At 64.8% G+C, this 16,492-nt stretch carries 17 protein-coding genes and 1 pseudogene; 11 read left to right on the forward strand and 7 right to left on the reverse strand.

Annotated elements, in window-relative coordinates:
• Window positions 1–140: 140 nt before the first annotated feature.
• Window positions 141–428: a PA4642 family protein gene (locus FBY03_RS21410; RefSeq protein WP_147174371.1), complete on the reverse strand. Its 288-nt coding sequence runs from the start codon at window positions 426–428 to the stop codon at window positions 141–143.
• 217 nt (window positions 429–645) lie between these two features.
• Between FBY03_RS21410 and FBY03_RS21415 the strand changes: the two genes are divergently transcribed.
• Window positions 646–1,320 carry a GntR family transcriptional regulator gene (locus FBY03_RS21415; protein WP_147174407.1) on the forward strand — a complete coding sequence of 225 codons (675 nt, stop codon included), beginning with the start codon at window positions 646–648 and terminating at the stop codon, window positions 1,318–1,320.
• A gap of 18 nt (window positions 1,321–1,338) precedes the next feature.
• Here the strand turns inward: FBY03_RS21415 and FBY03_RS21420 are convergent, their stop codons facing one another.
• From FBY03_RS21420 to FBY03_RS21440, 5 genes are all read right to left on the reverse strand, one after another.
• Window positions 1,339–1,809: a VOC family protein gene (locus FBY03_RS21420; protein WP_147174372.1), complete on the reverse strand. Its 471-nt coding sequence runs from the start codon at window positions 1,807–1,809 to the stop codon at window positions 1,339–1,341.
• A gap of 57 nt (window positions 1,810–1,866) precedes the next feature.
• Window positions 1,867–2,319 carry a nuclear transport factor 2 family protein gene (locus FBY03_RS21425; protein ID WP_147174373.1) on the reverse strand — a complete coding sequence of 151 codons (453 nt, stop codon included), beginning with the start codon at window positions 2,317–2,319 and terminating at the stop codon, window positions 1,867–1,869.
• A 29-nt stretch (window positions 2,320–2,348) separates the two neighbouring features.
• Entirely contained in the window at window positions 2,349–2,714 is a 366-nt protein-coding gene (locus FBY03_RS21430) for a YciI family protein (protein ID WP_147174374.1), read from the reverse strand.
• Between the two features lie 122 nt (window positions 2,715–2,836).
• A complete protein-coding gene (locus tag FBY03_RS21435) occupies window positions 2,837–4,087 on the reverse strand; it encodes an RNA polymerase sigma factor (RefSeq protein WP_147174375.1) in 1,251 nt (416 codons plus the stop codon).
• Window positions 4,088–4,216: 129 nt separating this feature from the next.
• A complete protein-coding gene (locus FBY03_RS21440) occupies window positions 4,217–6,112 on the reverse strand; it encodes an ABC transporter ATP-binding protein/permease (protein WP_147174376.1) in 1,896 nt (631 codons plus the stop codon).
• A 655-nt stretch (window positions 6,113–6,767) separates the two neighbouring features.
• On the opposite strand from FBY03_RS21440, the gene FBY03_RS21445 reads away from it, so the two are divergent.
• Together FBY03_RS21445 and FBY03_RS21450 are read left to right on the forward strand one after the other, a co-directional pair.
• Window positions 6,768–7,409, forward strand: coding sequence for a hypothetical protein (locus FBY03_RS21445; protein WP_147174377.1), 642 nt, complete (start codon window positions 6,768–6,770; stop codon window positions 7,407–7,409).
• Window positions 7,410–7,468: 59 nt separating this feature from the next.
• Window positions 7,469–8,110: a metalloregulator ArsR/SmtB family transcription factor gene (locus tag FBY03_RS21450; RefSeq protein ID WP_147174378.1), complete on the forward strand. Its 642-nt coding sequence runs from the start codon at window positions 7,469–7,471 to the stop codon at window positions 8,108–8,110.
• A 60-nt stretch (window positions 8,111–8,170) separates the two neighbouring features.
• Here FBY03_RS21450 and FBY03_RS23350 read toward each other — a convergent pair whose 3' ends face one another.
• The gene (locus tag FBY03_RS23350) at window positions 8,171–8,293 is read right to left on the reverse strand and encodes a hypothetical protein (protein ID WP_256678017.1); all 123 of its coding nucleotides are present in this window, start codon (window positions 8,291–8,293) and stop codon (window positions 8,171–8,173) included.
• Between FBY03_RS23350 and FBY03_RS23355 the strand changes: the two genes are divergently transcribed.
• The 8 genes and pseudogenes from FBY03_RS23355 (at window position 8,292) to FBY03_RS21495 (ending at window position 16,481) form a co-directional block, all read left to right on the forward strand.
• On the forward strand, window positions 8,292–9,374 hold the full coding sequence (locus tag FBY03_RS23355) for a proline racemase family protein (protein ID WP_256678018.1): 1,083 nt from the start codon (window positions 8,292–8,294) through the stop codon (window positions 9,372–9,374). The two genes, FBY03_RS23350 and FBY03_RS23355, sit on opposite strands and share 2 nt — an antisense overlap.
• Complete coding sequence (locus FBY03_RS21465; protein WP_147174379.1) at window positions 9,371–10,492, forward strand: FAD-binding oxidoreductase; 1,122 nt, start codon at window positions 9,371–9,373, stop codon at window positions 10,490–10,492. Before FBY03_RS23355 ends, FBY03_RS21465 begins: the two co-directional genes overlap by 4 nt.
• The gene (locus tag FBY03_RS21470; protein ID WP_147174380.1) at window positions 10,489–10,725 is read left to right on the forward strand and encodes a (2Fe-2S)-binding protein; all 237 of its coding nucleotides are present in this window, start codon (window positions 10,489–10,491) and stop codon (window positions 10,723–10,725) included. Before FBY03_RS21465 ends, FBY03_RS21470 begins: the two co-directional genes overlap by 4 nt.
• Window positions 10,722–11,948: pseudogene (locus tag FBY03_RS21475) on the forward strand (FAD-dependent oxidoreductase); the annotation flags it as partial. The gene FBY03_RS21470 and the pseudogene FBY03_RS21475, both read left to right, overlap by 4 nt.
• A gap of 123 nt (window positions 11,949–12,071) precedes the next feature.
• Entirely contained in the window at window positions 12,072–12,821 is a 750-nt protein-coding gene (locus FBY03_RS21480) for an AraC family transcriptional regulator (RefSeq protein ID WP_178090749.1), read from the forward strand.
• A 340-nt stretch (window positions 12,822–13,161) separates the two neighbouring features.
• Window positions 13,162–13,977 (forward strand): transporter substrate-binding domain-containing protein, encoded by an 816-nt coding sequence (locus FBY03_RS21485; protein WP_147174382.1) that lies wholly within the window; start codon window positions 13,162–13,164, stop codon window positions 13,975–13,977.
• A gap of 64 nt (window positions 13,978–14,041) precedes the next feature.
• Complete coding sequence (locus FBY03_RS21490; RefSeq protein WP_147174383.1) at window positions 14,042–15,823, forward strand: aconitase X; 1,782 nt, start codon at window positions 14,042–14,044, stop codon at window positions 15,821–15,823.
• A complete protein-coding gene (locus FBY03_RS21495; protein ID WP_079200867.1) occupies window positions 15,816–16,481 on the forward strand; it encodes an amino acid ABC transporter permease in 666 nt (221 codons plus the stop codon). Before FBY03_RS21490 ends, FBY03_RS21495 begins: the two co-directional genes overlap by 8 nt.
• Window positions 16,482–16,492 lie beyond the last annotated feature (11 nt).

A 16,492-nucleotide genomic window follows, 5' to 3' on the forward strand; every position in this document is an offset into this window, starting at 1 on the left:
CGCTGAAAGGCTTGAGTATCCATGGTGGGCAGACCTCACAAGCGGATGTCTGCCTTAAAGCTTAGTCCTTGCAACACAATTTTGGGACAGAGCCATAAAAAAGCCCGCTAGCTAAGCGGGCAGTTTTATTTCTTTAGACCTCAACCGCGGGCGGTTTTGATCACGTCGATATAGGGTTCTGCCGATCGTTGATCCTGGATCAGGGCGATAAAGTCGTTGCCCTTCTCGTCCTTGGCATCCAGGTCGTAACCGGCGGCTACGAAGAAGCCGACAAAACGCTCGAAATCGTCGATGCGCAGGCCACGATAGGCCTTGATCAGCTTATGCAACGACGGCGGCGTGGCATCGGCCGGTTCCACGGCGAGGAACAGTTTGATCGGCTCGTCACCAATCTCTTCGCCAATCACCTGTTTCTTGTCTTTACGCATCGTTCACTCCAGCTAACCAGGCCACACGGGGGCCGCAGTGTACCTCTGGCGAGCCCCGAGGCTCAACGCATCAACCGCTTCGACAGCAGAGCAACGCTGGGCAGACTCGCGGGCCCATACCCTGGCGAACGGTCTAAACATCAGGAGGCGCGATTCGCCCGATTCCTCGTATACAATATCCGCCATCACTGACCAACCGGGGGCCACTCCCTTGCCATTGCCGACCTTCAGCGCCCCCAACCTCGGCGTCACCCCGACCGCCTCGGAAGTCATCACCAAGCACCTGCGCGACGCGATCATCGGCGGCCATTTCGCCGAGGATGAACCGATCCGCCAGGACGACATCGCGCACAGCTTCAATGTCAGCAAGATCCCGGTGCGCGAAGCCCTCAAGCGCCTGGAGGCCGAAGGGCTGGTGCAATTCCAGCGCAACAAGGGCGCGGTGGTGACCAGGATCTCCGAGCCGGAGCTGGCGCAGATCTTCGAGGTTCGGGTGCTGCTGGAAGTCCAGGCGATTCGCCTGGCCGTACCGAACATGAGCGCAGCGACCTTCGCCCGCGCCGAACGCATCTGCGAGGAGTTCATCGGCGAGACCGACATCGGCCGTTGGGCCGAGCTGAACTGGGCACTGCACGCCTGCCTCTACGAACCGGCGCAGCGCCCCTTCCTGCTCAACCTGATTCGCTCCATCCACGACAAGGTGGAACGCTACCTGCGCATGCAGATGAGCCTGTCCGCGGGCAAGGACCGCGCCGACCATGAGCACCGCGAGATCCTCGCGGCCTGCCGGGCGGGCGATGCCGACAAGGCTGCCGAACTGATCGAACAACACATCATCGGCGTCTGCCGCACCCTCTACGAGCACCTGCCCAATCGCCTGACGCCGAACTGAGAGGCGCCGAGCCTGCTATCAGGCATCGCCCTCCCTGAACAGCGCCTCGGCGCGTCTGCCGATCTCCTCCACTGACAGGTCTTCCTTGTGGGTGGCGATGAACCAGACATGCCCGAAGGGATCTTCCAGGGTGCCGGTGCGATCGCCATAGAATTGATCCTGCACCGGGCTGATGACCCTGGCGCCGGCCTCGACCGCCTGGGCAAATTGCCCATCGACATCGGCCACATACAGGTGCACGCCAACCGATACGCCTGGCTGCGACTGCGAGCTGCACAGCGGGCCCTTGTCACAGGGCTCGCCGAGCATGAGCGACGAATCGCCGATCCTGATTTCGGCGTGGCCAACAGCACCGTTGGGTGCCAGCAGACGGAACAGCTCGGTTGCGCCAAAGGCGCGCTTGTAGAACTCGATGGCATCCGCCGCATGCTCGATCCCCAGGTAGGGCGTGATGCTGTGAAAACCGTCGGGTATCGCTTTAACGCTCATGTCGATGCTCCTGCTCAGGTGAATAGCCGCCCTCCGACCACTCAAACTCGGACAGCGCTAGGGCTTGAGGTCGAACAAGGCCTTGCCGCTGTCCATCTCGAAGGGTGCCGAGAAGTGCTCATGCACGATTTTCCAGCCGGCGTCCGTCTTGCGGTAGCTGGCGCTGGCGCGCATCCAGGATGCCTTCACTTCGCCTGTTTCATCCGTGCCGCCGCAGCGGCACAGCCAATGCGCACAGGCCAGATCAGCGGCGGTCATTACCTGCACTTGATCCATCTCGAACAGCATCGGCCCCGCACACAGCGTCAGGCAATATTGCCAATGCTTCCTGTACGCCTCGATACCCTTGAACTGCAGCTGGACGATGGCATCGAAGGCGACCACATCGGCCGCGTAACAAGCCATGATGGCATCGATATCCAAGGCGCGAACGGCCTGTACCCAACGCTCCTGCAAGGCACGGACCTCGGCCTCGGCCTCGGCCGTGGTTTTGGCACTTTCGAGTGGCATGATGGTTCTCCTCTGACGATCGCCGGCGCCTAGGCGTGGCGCTGCTGTTGTTGCACGTTCAAGGTGCGCACCGGGCGCACTTCGATGCTGCCTACCCGCGCGGCCGGGATTTGCCCGGCGATCTGGATGGCTTCGTTCAAGTCCCGGGCATCAACCAAATAGAAGCCGGCCAACTGCTCCTTGGTCTCCGCGAAGGGTCCATCGGTGATCGATAGCTTGCCGTTGCGCATGCGCACGGTGGTCGCGCTCTGCACCGATTCCAGCGCCTCGGCGGCGATCATCCGCCCGCTCTCGCGCACCGCTTCGCTGTAGGCCAGACACTCCTCGTCCCGCGGACTCTCCGGCAGGCTGTGCAGGGTTTGTTCGTTGCTGTAGACCAGGCAAAGGTATTTCATGGCTGTCTCCGTATGCGGTTGTCATCCATCTGGATAATCACTAGTCGTTCCGCGCCGCCGGCAATCGACATCGCTGCAGCGGGCCGATTGAATTTCGACGAACGGTCGATCACGGCCCTCGCTCAGGCGGACAACTCAGCCAAGCGTCGCTCGAGAAACTGTCGATCCGGGCCCAGCTGCGCCAGCTCGAGGGCCTTGCGGTAAGCGACGCGGGCCTCGTCCAGGCGTCCCAGGCGTCGAGATAAATCGGCGCGCGCGGAATAGGCCAGGTGGTAATCGGTCAGTTCACCGCGGGCCAGGAGCGCATCGACCAGGGCAAGCCCCGCTTCGGGACCGTCGCACATGGCCACGGCCATCGCCCGGTTCAGCTCCACCACCGGCGAGCCCGTCACACGGACCAAGACATCGTAGAGGCCGACGATCTGCGCCCAATCGGTCGCGGCGGCGCTCGGCGCCTCGGCATGCAACGCGGCAATGGCCGCCTGCAGACTGTAGGGGCCGAACCGGCGCGAGCGTAGCGCCTGCTCCACCAACGCCTCGCCCTCAGCGATCAGCTCGCGGTTCCACAGGCCGCGATCCTGCTCGTCCAGCAGCACCGGCTCACCGCCCGCCGTGGTGCGCGCCGGGCGCCGCGACTCATGCAGCAGCATCAACGCCAACAGGCCCACGGCCTCCGGCTCGGGGAGCTGCTCGACCAGCAGCCGGCCGAGACGAATCGCTTCGTTGGACAGTTCGCTGCGCGTCAGCGCGTCGCCGGACGAGGCGAAGTAGCCCTCGTTGAACACCAGATAGACCACCCGCAACACCGCCTCCAGGCGCTCTGGCAGCTCCGCGGGGACCGGCACCTCGTAGGGGATGCGCGCATCGCGGATCTTGTTCTTCGCCCGCACTATCCGCTGCGCCACGGTGGGCGTGGCCGTGAGGAAGGCGCGGGCGATTTCTTCGGTGGTCAGGTCGCAGACTTCGCGCAATGTCAGCGCGACCTGGGCGTCCGCGGTCAGCGCCGGATGGCAACAGGTGAAGATCAGCCGCAGCCTGTCGTCCTCGAGGCCGTCCTGATCCATCTGTGGCGCATCCAGCCGATCGTCCAGCTCCATCGCCATCTGCGCCAGCGAGGCGTTGAAGCGGGCCCGCCGGCGCAGGTTGTCGATGGCCTTGAAGCGCCCAACCGATACCAGCCAGGCGCGCGGGTTTTCCGGCACGCCCGCACGCGGCCATTGTTCTACGGCGGCGATAAAGGCGTCCTGCAACGCCTCTTCCGCCAGGTCGAAGTCGCCGAGCAGGCGGATCAGGGTGGCCAGCACGCGGCGCGACTGCGCACGGTAGATCGCCTCGACAACTGCCGGCAGCGGCCCATTTTTCGCCTCGTTCATCCCTCGACCTCACTCCTGTGACGACCACCGATCTGTTGAGATTGAGCAAGCCTATGCCCTCCCACGGATTAGACAAGTCCCCGCGCAACCCTTCTGCATGCTTGCTCATGCGGCTAGCCCGCGAGGCCCTTAACGCGGCGGCTCGGGCCGCGGCGATGGTTCGATTGCCGGTTCCTGCTGCTGCAACCGCCACATCTGCGCGTAGCTGCCGCCGGCCGCCAGCAACTCGCGGTGGCTGCCGCTTTCGATGATACGACCGGCATCCAGCACCAGTATCCGATCGGCCTCCATCACAGTGGACAGGCGATGGGCGATCACCAGAGTAGTACGGCCGACCTGGATGCGCTCGAGCGCGGCCTGGATCGCCTTCTCCGATTTGGAGTCCAGCGCCGAGGTGGCCTCGTCGAAGATCAGGATGGCCGGGTTCTTCAGCAAGGCGCGGGCGATCGCCACGCGCTGCTTCTCGCCGCCAGACAGTTTCAGGCCGCGTTCGCCGACCTGGGTCTGGTAACCGTCCGGCAGGCGCTCGATGAACTCGTGGATATGCGCGGCACTGGCGGCCGCCTCGACCTCCGCGCGGCTGGCCTCGGGACGGCCGTAGCCGATGTTGTAATAAATGCTGTCGTTGAACAGCACTGTGTCCTGCGGAACGATGGCGATGGCGGCGCGCAGCGAGGCCTGGGTCAGCTCGCGCAGATCCAGGCCGTCGATGCGGATATGCCCGCCATCGACGTCGTAGAAGCGGTACAGCAGGCGTGCCAGGGTCGACTTGCCCGAGCCCGAATGGCCGACCACCGCCACCGTACCGCCGGGCGGCACCTCGAAACTCACACCATGCAGGATCTCCCGGCGCGGGTCATAGCCGAAGTGCACCTGCTCGAAACGCAGCCGCGGACGGCTGGCCAGCAGCGGTTGGGCGCCCGGCGCGTCCTGCACATCCTGGCGCTGGTCGAGCAGACCGAACAGCCGCTCCATATTGGTCAGCGCCTGCTTGACCTGGCGATACATCATGCCCAGCACGAATAGCGGAGCCGACAGCTGCAGCAGATAGGCGTTGACCAGCACCAGGTCGCCGATGCTCAACTCGCCAGCCACCACCCCCGCGGCGGCCCGCCACATCATGGCACTGACGCCGCAGGCGATCACCGCGGACTGGCCGAGGTTGAGCAGTGCCAGCGACTGGGTTGACTTGACCTTGGCGTTCTCCAGGTGGCGCAGACTCTGGTCGTAGCGCCCGGACTCGTGCGCCTCGTTATTGAAGTACTTGACCGTCTCGTAGTTGAGCAGCGAGTCCACCGCGCGCTCGTTGGCGCGGGTATCGGCCTCCACCGCGGCGCGGTAGAAACGTGTGCGCCACTCGGTCACGGCCAGGGTCCACAGGCTGTAGGCCAACAGCGTGCCCAGGGTGATGAAGGCGAAGCCCCAGTCGTAGGCCCAGACCAGCACGGCCGTCACCAGCAGTACCTCGAGCAGGGTCGGCACTATGGTGTAGAGCGTCCAGTCGAGCAGCTCGGAGATCGCGCTGCCGCCGCGCTCCACATCACGGGCCACGCCGCCGGTGCGGCGATCCAGGTGGAACTTCAGGCTGAGGCCGAGCAGATGGCCGAAGACTTTCAGGGTGACCTGGCGCGAGGTCCGCGCCATCACGCGGGCGAACACCACCTGGCGCAGCTCGTTGAACAGGGTGACGCCGATGCGCGCCGCGCCGTAGGCCAGCAGCAGGCCGACCGGCAGCAGCAACAGGCTGGGTTGGACATTCAAGCCATCGACTATCTGTTTGAGGGCGACCGGCACATAGAGGTTGACCAGCTTGGCACCGACGATCAGCAGCAGCGCCAGGGCGATGCGCCCGAGGTAGGGCCGCAGGTAGGGCAGCAGCTCGGCGAGCACCCTGAGGTCGCCACGGGCACTGGCCGCGCGTTCGACCGCCGCGGCGCCGCTGGCAGTGTCCTCGGCGACGCTGTTGGCGCTGGGGTCAGGAGAACGGGCAGGCTGCACGAGCGGCTGCTCGTCGGGGGTTGTCATAGGTTCACCTGTCCCGCCACGCGGAGACGGCTCGGGCACTCGTAAGCAACCCGCCTGCGGTCTGCGCCGGCCAGACTGCAACGGGGATTCGCTGTTCGGCACACCTCGATCTCTGCATCACCGCGCTCCTGCGTTGAAAAGAGCCGTCGCAACGACCTTACGCACTTAGGCGCGGTGCTGGAATCTCGGGACAGGCTCAGGGCTCCTTGAACAAGGTTAGCTGTGGATGCTTCAGGGCATGCGCATCGGCAGAAAATCTGCGTGTGCGCCCTGCATTCGTTGGACGTTCTGGCGAGTGGATCGCTCCGGGCGCTTTGACACAACCGGGCAGCTCAGACTGGGGCCGTCGTCGCCTGCACGGCTGGCCGTCATCGCTCAGTACCAGCGCCTTGTTCTGCGTCGAGCGACTCATTGAATCAGCAGCTGCACAACGGAGCCAGTTTCGCGCGGCTGCGAGCCTGCTCGGCGTAGGCACTCCGGGGGCTCGCCCCGGCCACTGACCATCTCAGTCGCCCATCCGGAAGGCTATCAGGCAGCCAGGCGAATCCTTCGAGCCGACTCATGGCCTGCACCACGACTGACTTATTTTTAATATTGACATATTTTTATGTCGTAACTACTTTTAAAGGGCAATCCACTACTCGAGGCTACTGCCATGAACATCAGGACATTGGTTTTGTTGCTGTTTGCATTGTGCGTTCAACCTGCCTGGAGCCAGGTGGATGCGGATAAGGGTCACGCCCTGGTTACCGGGTCGGAGTCCGCCGCGCTGAATACCCGCCTGGCGTTGCGGGACCTGTGGGTGGAGCATATTTTCTGGGTCAGGAATTACGTCATCGCCAACCAGCAGGGTGAGCGCCAGCAGGCCGAGACGGCTGCCACCGAGGTGGTCGCCAATGCCACTTCGATTGCCAATAGCATCGCGCCCTTATACGGTCAGCCAGCCGCAGACCAGTTACTCAAACTGCTGGCCGGACACTGGGGGGCAGTGAAACACTACAGTGACGCGGCGCTCGCGAAGCAAGCGGCAGGCAAGAGCGCCGCGGTGGATGAACTGACCAGCAATGCCAAAGCTATTGCGCAATTTCTGGCCACGGCCAACCCGAACTTGCCGGAAGCCACCCTGGTCAGCATGCTCAGCGCCCACGGTGGACACCACATCGCCCAGATCGATCAGTTGGGCAAGCAGGATTACGCCGCGGAAGCGAGAACCTGGCAGGCCATGCGCGAACACATGCTGGTCCTCGCGGACACCTTGACGGCGGCACTGGTCAAGCAGTTCCCGGACAAGTTCTGAGTTGAACGGGGCGCCTCGGCGCCCCTCCTTTGGGTTGCAGAAGATGACGAGGTCGCAGAATGTTTCAAGGGATGGGCCGTACCCAGCAAGACCTGCTCTGCGCGCTGCTGTACCAACCGGCGGGCATGAGCATCGACGAGCTGGCCAGTCATTTGGCGGTGACGCGCACAGCCATACGTCAGCATCTGTCCGCGCTGGAACGTGACAGCCTGATCCTGCGCGGTGAAACCCGCCCTACCGGTCGTCGTCCCGAGCAGCTGTACCTGCTCTCGCCGCCCGGCAGGGAGCTGTTCCCCAGGCAATACCAGCTGCTGGCGGACCTGCTGATCGGCGAAGTGGCGACCCTCATCGGCCACGACAGCCTGGTCAACTTGATGCGCAGCCTAGGCCGCAGGATGGCCGCCGACATGGAGCAGCAGGCGGTGAGTGAAGCGCGGATCGTCGAGCACATGAATCAGGCCGGGTATGAGGCCGAGGTATTTTTCCGCTCCTCTGGCGAGCAGGAAATAGTCGCGCACAACTGCGTCTTCCACCACCTGGCCGAGGCTCATCCGCAAGTCTGCGAACTCGATCTGGCCCTGATCGGTGCCCTCGGCCAGGGTGACGTGGAACATCTCGAATGCATGGTGCGTGGCGGCCAGGTCTGTCGCTTCAAACTCACCGGAACTCCCCCTACAGCCGGCGGCCGCCCTCACAAGTAAGGCGACGGCAACGGCTCAACTGCCCAACGCCATTGGCTCGGTTCAAGAACCCATGCAGGGTCAGGCTCGCTCGCGCGCAGCTATGCCGATTTCGTCATCTGCCAACGGGAAACTCATCAAGCCGCAGGCCGCCTGAGCGGCCAGTCTTGTCCAGACCTTTCCTGTGCAGGTGTTGGCATCCATGAAACGCATCCGCGTCATCGACTCACACACCGGCGGTGAACCGACCCGCCTGGTGCTCGACGGTTTTCCGGACCTGGGCCACGGTAGCATGAGCGAGCGCCGCCAGCTGCTGGCCGAACGCTTCGACGACTGGCGCGCCGCCAGCATGCTCGAACCGCGCGGCAGCGACGTACTGGTCGGCGCGCTGCTCTGCGCGCCAGTGGACCCCAGCGCCAGTGCCGGGGTGATCTTCTTCAACAACAGCGGTTATCTGGGCATGTGCGGCCACGGCACCATCGGCCTGATAATTTCCCTCGCTCACCTCGGCCGTATCCAGCCCGGCCTGCACCGCATCGAAACCCCGGTCGGCATGGTCGAGGCGACCCTGCATGAGGATCGCTCGGTGAGCGTGCGCAACGTGCCCGCCTACCGCTACCGTCAGGCGGTCAGCCTGCAGGTGCCGGGCCTGGGAACGGTCAGCGGCGATATCGCCTGGGGTGGCAACTGGTTCTTCCTGATCGCCGAGCACGGCCAGCGCGTCGCCGGCGACAACCTAGAGGCGCTGACCGCCTATTGCTGGGCGGTGCGCCAGGCGCTGGGGCAGCAAGGCATCCGCGGCGAGGATGGCGGCGAGATCGACCATATCGAGCTGTTCGCCGATCCTGAAACGCCGATCGGCTCGCAGCCAAGCGTCGCGAGCGAAGAGGAGGCAAGGCAAGAGCAGGCGAAACAGCGCAGTTTACAAGGCGTAAATGAGCATTTTGAGCCTGCTCTTAACGCAGCATCATGCGCGAAGCCCGCAGCAGCTTCGCTGCGAGCCGACAGCCGCAACTTCGTGCTGTGTCCGGGCAAGGCCTACGACCGCTCGCCCTGTGGCACCGGCACCAGCGCCAAGCTGGCCTGCCTGGCCGCCGACGGCAAGCTGGCGCCCGGTGCGCTGTGGCGCCAGGCCAGCGTGATCGGCAGCCAGTTCGAGGCCAGCTACGAGTGGCAGGACGACGGGCGCATCGTCCCGACCATCCGCGGTCGCGCCCACCTCAGTGCCGAGGCCACCCTGTTGCTGGAGGACGACGATCCTTTCGCCTGGGGCATTCGTCCATGAATGCCGAGATCATCGTCGTCGGTGCCGGCATAGTCGGCAGCGCCTGCGCCCATGAGTTCGCCCGCCGCGGCCTCGACGTGCTGGTGCTGGACAGCCAGCGCGGCGGCGCCACGGCAGTGGGCATGGGCCATCTGGTGGCGATGGACGACAACCCGGCGGAACTGGCCCTGAGCCGCTACTCCATCGAGCTGTGGCGGCAGTGGGCGCCGCAACTCGATGCGGGTTGCGCCTACCGCAACTGCGGCACCCTGTGGCTGGCCGCCAACCGCGAGGAGCTGCAGGCCGCCGAACACAAGCGGGAAACCCTCAGTGCCCAGGGCATCGCCTGCCAGATGCTCGACGGCGCCGCCCTGCGCCAAGCCGAGCCAATGCTGCGCAAGGGGCTGCTGGGCGCGCTGAAAGTCGGCGGCGATAGCATCCTCTACGCGCCGAATGCCGCGCGCTGGCTGCTGCAACAGGGCGGCGCGCGCATCACCCGGCGCCAGGATCAGGTCAGCGAGATCGACGGCAACCGCGTGCGCCTGGCCGATGGCCGCTGGCTGACGGCCGAGGCCGTGGTGCTGGCCAACGGCATCCACGCCAGCGAGTTGTGCCCCGAGTTGCCGATCCGGCCGAAGAAGGGCCATCTGCTGATCACCGACCGCTACCCCGGACGCATCCAGCACCAGCTGGTCGAGCTCGGCTACGCCGCCAGCGCCCACGCCAACACAGGCACCTCGGTGGCCTTCAATGCGCAGCCACGGCCGACCGGGCAGATTTTCCTCGGTTCGTCACGCCAGTTCGACAGCCTCGACCCGCAGGTCGAAGGCCCGGTGCTGGCGCGCATGCTGCGCCGCGCCCTGGATTACCTGCCGGCGCTGGGCAAACTCAACGCCATCCGCAGCTGGACCGGCTTCCGTGCCGCCACCCCGGACGGCCTGCCGCTGCTCGGCGAGCATCCGCAGCAGCCCGGCCTGTGGCTGGCGGTCGGCCACGAAGGGCTCGGCGTCACCACCGCGCCGGGCAGCGCCCAATTGCTCGCCGCGCACCTGTTCAAGGAACCCGCGGCCATCGACCCCACCCCCTATCTACCGGGACGCTTTCTGCCGACGCCGCGGCCCCTGGAGCACAGTGCATGATCGAACTCAGCCTCGATGGCCTTCCGCTGCGTGTCGCAGAGGGCAGTACGGTAGCCGCCGCGCTCTATCTGGGCGGCGACGGCAGCAGCCGCACCTCGGTCGGCGGTCACCGCCGCGCCCCGGTATGCGGCATGGGCATCTGCCAGGAGTGCCGGGTCAACATCGACGGCCAGCGCCGCCTGGCCTGCCAGACCCTGTGCCAACCCGGCATGTGCGTGGCGACCCACGCATGAGCGAAGATTTCGACCTGCTGATCATCGGCGCCGGGCCCGCCGGCATGTCCGCCGCCCTGGCGGCCGCCCCCAGTGGCCTGCGCATTGGCGTCATCGACGACAACCCACTCCCCGGCGGGCAGATCTGGCGCGACGGCGTGCAAGCCCAGCTGCCTGCCAATGCCCAACGCCATCGCGCGGCACTGGCGGCGGCGCAGAATATCCAGCTGTTCAGTTCGACCCGAGTGGTCGCCATCGCCGGGCCGCAGCAGTTGCTCCTGGAAGATGGCGAACGCGCCTGGCGCGCACGCTACGCCAAGCTGATTCTCTGCACCGGCGCGCGCGAGCTGCTGCTGCCCTTCCCCGGCTGGACCCTGCCCGGCGTCACCGGCGCCGGCGGCCTGCAGGCGCTGATCAAGGGCGGCGTGCCGGTGGCCGGCGAACGCCTGGTGATCGCCGGCAGCGGCCCGCTGTTGCTGGCTAGCGCCGCCAGCGCCAAACATGCCGGCGCACAAGTGCTGCGCATCGCCGAACAGGCGCCCCCCACTGCCTTGGCCGGGTTCGCCCTGCAGTTGCCGCGCTGGCCGAGCAAGTTGCTGCAGGCCTTGCAGCTGTTCGATGCCAGCTACCGCAGCAACAGCCATGTACTGGCCGCGCTCGGCGAGGAACGCCTGGAAGCTGTGCGTCTGCTGCAAAACGGTAAAGTGCTGGAGATCCCCTGCGAGCGCCTGGCCTGTGGTTTCGGTTTGCTGCCCAACACCCAGTTGGGCCAGGCCCTGGGCTGCCGCATCGCCGGCCAGGCCATCGCCGTCGATCAGTGGCAAGCCTGCAGCCTGAGCGATCACTATGCGGCGGGTGAATGCACCGGCTTCGGCGGCAGCGAACTGGCCCTGATCGAAGGCGCCATCGCCGGCCACAGCGCCATCGGCGCGCAGGCCAAGGCCCGTGCGCTGTGGTCGCAGCGCCAGCACTGGCAAGCCTTCGCCGACCGACTCGAACGCAGCTTCGCCCTCGATCCGCGACTCAAACGGCTGGCCGCCGCGGACACCCTGGTCTGCCGCTGCGAGGATGTCCCTTATGCCGCCCTCGCCGGGCGCAACTGCTGGGTCGATGCCAAGTTGCACAGCCGCTGCGGCATGGGCGCCTGCCAGGGCCGCATCTGCGGCGGCGCGACGCAATTTCTGTTCGACTGGCCGGCCCCGGCGCCGCGCCCGCCGTTCTCCCCGGCGCGCTGTGCAACCCTGCTGCACCTGGCCGACGAACCAGACACGGCGCCGGCCCCCACTCCAGGCAAGGTCTCGACGCTTCCCAGCGCCGTGCAGCCCGACTTAGAGTAGAGGGCTTCCCGTCTCGCCTGGATTCCTTGCATGCTGCCCCTGCCGCTGCCCACCCCGCGCGATCTGCCCGAGCTGCTCGGCAGCCTGCAACAGATTTCTCCCCTGCTGGATGCCATGCCCGGCGTGGTGTTCTTCATCAAGGACAGCGCCGCCCGCTATGTGCTGGTCAACCAGACCCTGAGCCAACGCTGCGCGGTACACAGCCACCACGAGCTGCTGGGCCAGACCGCCGAACAGGTGTTTCCCTCACGCTTCGGCCCGCTCTACACCGAGCAGGATCGTCGCGTATTGCAGGGCGGCGACCCACTCAGCGACCAGCTGGAGTTGCACCTGTACCCCGGCCGTCAACCAGGATGGTGCCTGACTCATAAGCTGGCGCTGCGCGACCCGCAGGGCGTGATCATCGGCATGGCCGGCATCTCCTACGACCTGCAGGCCCCGCAAGCCAGCCACCCGGCCTACCAGAAACTGGCCGCGGTAGACGCGCATATCCGCGAGCATTACGCCCAGCCCATCAGCCTCAAAGACCTCACCGCCATCGCCGGCCTGTCCGTCGCCCAGCTGGAACGCCACTGCAAGCGCATCTTCCAGCTCACCCCGCGGCAGATGATCCACAAGGCGCGCCTGGGCGCGGCCTCGCAGTTGCTGGCCGACCACCTGCCGATCACCGACATCGCCCTGCGCTGCGGCTACACCGATCACAGCGCCTTCAGCCGTCAGTTCAAGGCCCTCACCGGGCTGTCTCCCAGTCAGTATCGCGAGCGTCTGCGCGACGCTTAGCAAGCCGCTGAAAAACTACTGCGCTCGGCTTGCCCAGGCTGTTACCCAATGCGTGGCCTAAACGCACACTCCTGGGGCGAGCTGCTCCCCTAGGTGACACTCACCTCTGCGCGTGCTGTCTGCGGGCTGGGCGGCGCGCCTCATCAAGAACACTTCACGAATAGGTCCAGTGCCCGCCCTCAGCGGCTCGCGCGGTCCGACAGCGCCGTTTATTGCCTGTCCACCAGCACCCCGTCGTCTCTTGGCACAGGCAGTGCATATAAAATATCGTATACGAAATCCTTGATACGAAAGACGCGAGACTCTATAACTGCTCGACCCACACCACCACGAGGCCCCTATGAAAAATCCAACAACTGCCGTAGCCCTCACCGTTGCTCTTAGCGCGTCGCTAATTGGTCAGGCCCAGGCCGACAAACTCGACGACATCATCGAATCGGGAAAACTGCGCTGCGCCGTGACCCTGGACTTCCCCCCCATGGGCTTTCGCGATGAAGGCAACAAGCCCGCCGGTTTTGACGTCGACTATTGCGCTGACCTGGCGAAAGTCCTTGGGGTAACCCCTGAAGTGGTCGAAACACCGTTCCCGGACCGTATTCCCGCGCTGATCTCAGGCCGTGCCGACATCATCGTCGCCTCAACCTCCGACACCCTTGAACGCGCCAAAACCGTGGCGATGACCGTGCCCTACTTTGCCTTCCAGATGGTCGTGCTGACCCGCGAAGACAGTGGCATCGAAAAATACGCAGACCTCAAAGGTCGCCCAGTGGGTAACACCAGTGGCACCTTCGAGGCGATCGCCCTGGAAAAAGACGTGAAAAGCTGGGGCGATGACGCCAGCTTCCGCGCCTACCAAAGCCTGAACGACACCATCCTCGCCGTGACTCAGGGTCACATCGACGCCTCTGTGGTGACCAATACAGTGGCGGCCTCGACCCTCAAGTCAGGCAAATACAAAGGCCTCAAAGTGGCCGGCAATGCGCCCTACACCATCGACTACGTGTCCCTGGCGGCCAAGCGCAATGAGTACGGCCTGATCAACTACCTCAACCTCTTCGTCAACCAGCAGGTCCGTTCGGGTCGCTATGCCGAGCTGTACCAGAAGTGGGTCGGTGGCACTCCGGTGGAGCTGACGGTTCCAGGCGTTTACTACTAAGCACGCGCCCCCCCCATCCACTGGTTAACGCACGGTCGCCAACCCGGCCGTGCGGGAGTTAAACATGCCTGAATTCGCAGTAACGGCACGCAGGCTGGTTGCAGGCAATGCACAAGGCGAGTTGCTGTATGCCGAAGTCGGCCTGAGCTTCTGGGGCGGCGTCGATCCCTTTAGCGGTGAGGTGATCGATCGCCACCATCCACTCAGCGGCCAGGTCATTGCGGGACGCGTGCTGGCCATCCCCAGTGGTCGCGGCTCCTGCACCGGCAGCAGCGTACTCCTGGAACTTATTCTCAACGGTCATGCCCCGGCCGCACTGGTCGTGGCGCACCCCGAAGAAATTCTCAGCTTGGGCGTGCTGATCGCCCAGAGCTTGTTTGACTGTGGCTTGCCCGTCGTCTGCATCGGGCCTGAAGCCTTTTCCCAGCTGCAGGACTGCGCGTTTGTCCGCGTTGAAGCTGACCGGGTTAGCGCCTTCACCCAGATTCCCGCGGATAATTGGCAAGCGACCACGTCAAAGACCAGCGTCACACACGGGGCCACTGGTCCAATTGCCTTGAACGACACGGACCGCGACTTGCTGGCAGGCAAACACGGCAAGGCCGCGCAGGTCGCCATGCAGATCGTCTTGCAAATGGCCGAGCTACAGGGCGCCGGCGAATTGATCGATATCACCCAGGCGCACATCGATGGCTGCATCTATACCGGCCCGGCCAGCCTGCGCTTTGCCGAACAATTGCTTGCCTGGGGGGCGGCCGTCAAAGTCCCGACCACACTCAACTCGATCTCGGTCGACCAGCGTCTCTGGCGCCAGCAAGGCATCGACCCGGCATTCGGCGAACCCGCCAGCCAACTCGGTGAGGCGTATATGGCAATGGGGGCGCAACTGAGTTACACCTGCGCACCCTACCTGCTCGACAGCGCGCCGCAGGCCAATGAACAGGTGGTCTGGGCTGAATCCAACGCCGTGGTGTATGCCAACAGCGTACTCGGCGCCCGGACGCAGAAATACCCGGACTATCTGGATATCTGCATCGCCCTGACCGGTCGCGCACCACTCACCGGCTGTCACCTGGATGCCGGCCGCTTGGCCACTCTGCTAATTCAAGTAGCGCCGCTCGGCCCACTCGATGATGCGTTCTATCCACTACTCGGCTATCACGTCGGCGCGTTGTCGGGCAGCCAGATCCCCGTGCTCGATGGTTTGCACAACGCGGCGCCTACGCGTGACGATTTAAAGGCCTTTGGCGCCGCATTCGCGACCACCTCCGGCGCCCCGATGTTCCACATCGTCGGGGTTACCCCAGAAGCCGCCAGCCTAGAGCAGGCGCTGGGCGGCCTCCCAGCCCAGCACATTGAAACAGTCAGCGCAGCCGGCTTGCTCGAGAGCTGGAACGAACTCAACAGTGCGCCGTCTCCGCAGTTGGGCCTGGTAGCGCTAGGCAATCCGCACTTCTCTTTGAGCGAGTTCGCCGCCTTGGCCGCATTGTGTGAGGGCCGCAGCAAACACCCCGACGTCGCCCTGGTGATCACCTGCGGACGGCACGTGCAGCAACAAGCCAGCGCGGCGGGCTACCTGGCGACACTCGATGAGTTTGGCGCACAACTGGTGACCGATACCTGCTGGTGCATGCTCGGCGAGCCGGTGCTCCCGGTCGGCACCACCAGCCTGATGACCAACTCAGGCAAGTACGCCCACTACGCCCCAGGCCTGGTCGGACGCACGGTGCATTTCGGCAGCCTGGCGGCCTGCGTCGAAGCGGCCTGCCGAGGATTTGTCAGCGGCGAGCTTCCCGCCTGGTTGAGCCAGGCCCATCAGCCAAGGGAAATATTGAGCGATGTTTGACTATAACTTTCACTGGCGCTCGGCTTTAAAGGCACTCCCGGACATGCTCGGCGGTGCCTGGGTTACCTTTGAGACGGCCGCGCTATCGATGGTCTTTGGCGTGCTGATCGCGCTGCTGTTGACCGTCATGCGGCAGAGCCAGAACCCGCTGGCGCGGGGTGTTTCCGGGGCCTGGGTCTCGGTTGCCCGTAACACCCCATCGTTGTTTCAGATCTACCTGTTGTACTTCGGCCTCGGCTCGTTCGGCCTGCACATCAGCTCATGGGCCGCACTGCTGGCCGGGATCACGTTCAACAACGCCGGCTACCTGGCAGAAAACTTTCGTGGCGGGCTCAAGGCCGTTCCCGATACCCAGATGCGCGCGGCCCGTTCACTGGGGATGAGCGCATTCAAAGCCTACCGGTTGATCATAGTTCCGCAGCTACTGCGCATCGTGTTCTACCCCCTGACCAATCAGATGGTCTGGGCCGTACTGATGACCTCGCTGGGGGTCATCGTCGGCCTCAACAACGACCTCACCGGGGTCACCCAGGACTACAACGTAAAGACCTTCCGCACCTTTGAGTATTTCGCGCTCGCGGCAGTGCTTTATTACCTGATTGCCAAAGCCATCGTAATGGTCGCCCGCCTACTCGGCTGGCGCCTGTTCCGCTACTAAGAGGGCAATAG

The organism is Pseudomonas sp. SJZ079 (assembly GCF_007993865.1).
Lineage (GTDB): Bacteria > Pseudomonadota > Gammaproteobacteria > Pseudomonadales > Pseudomonadaceae > Aquipseudomonas.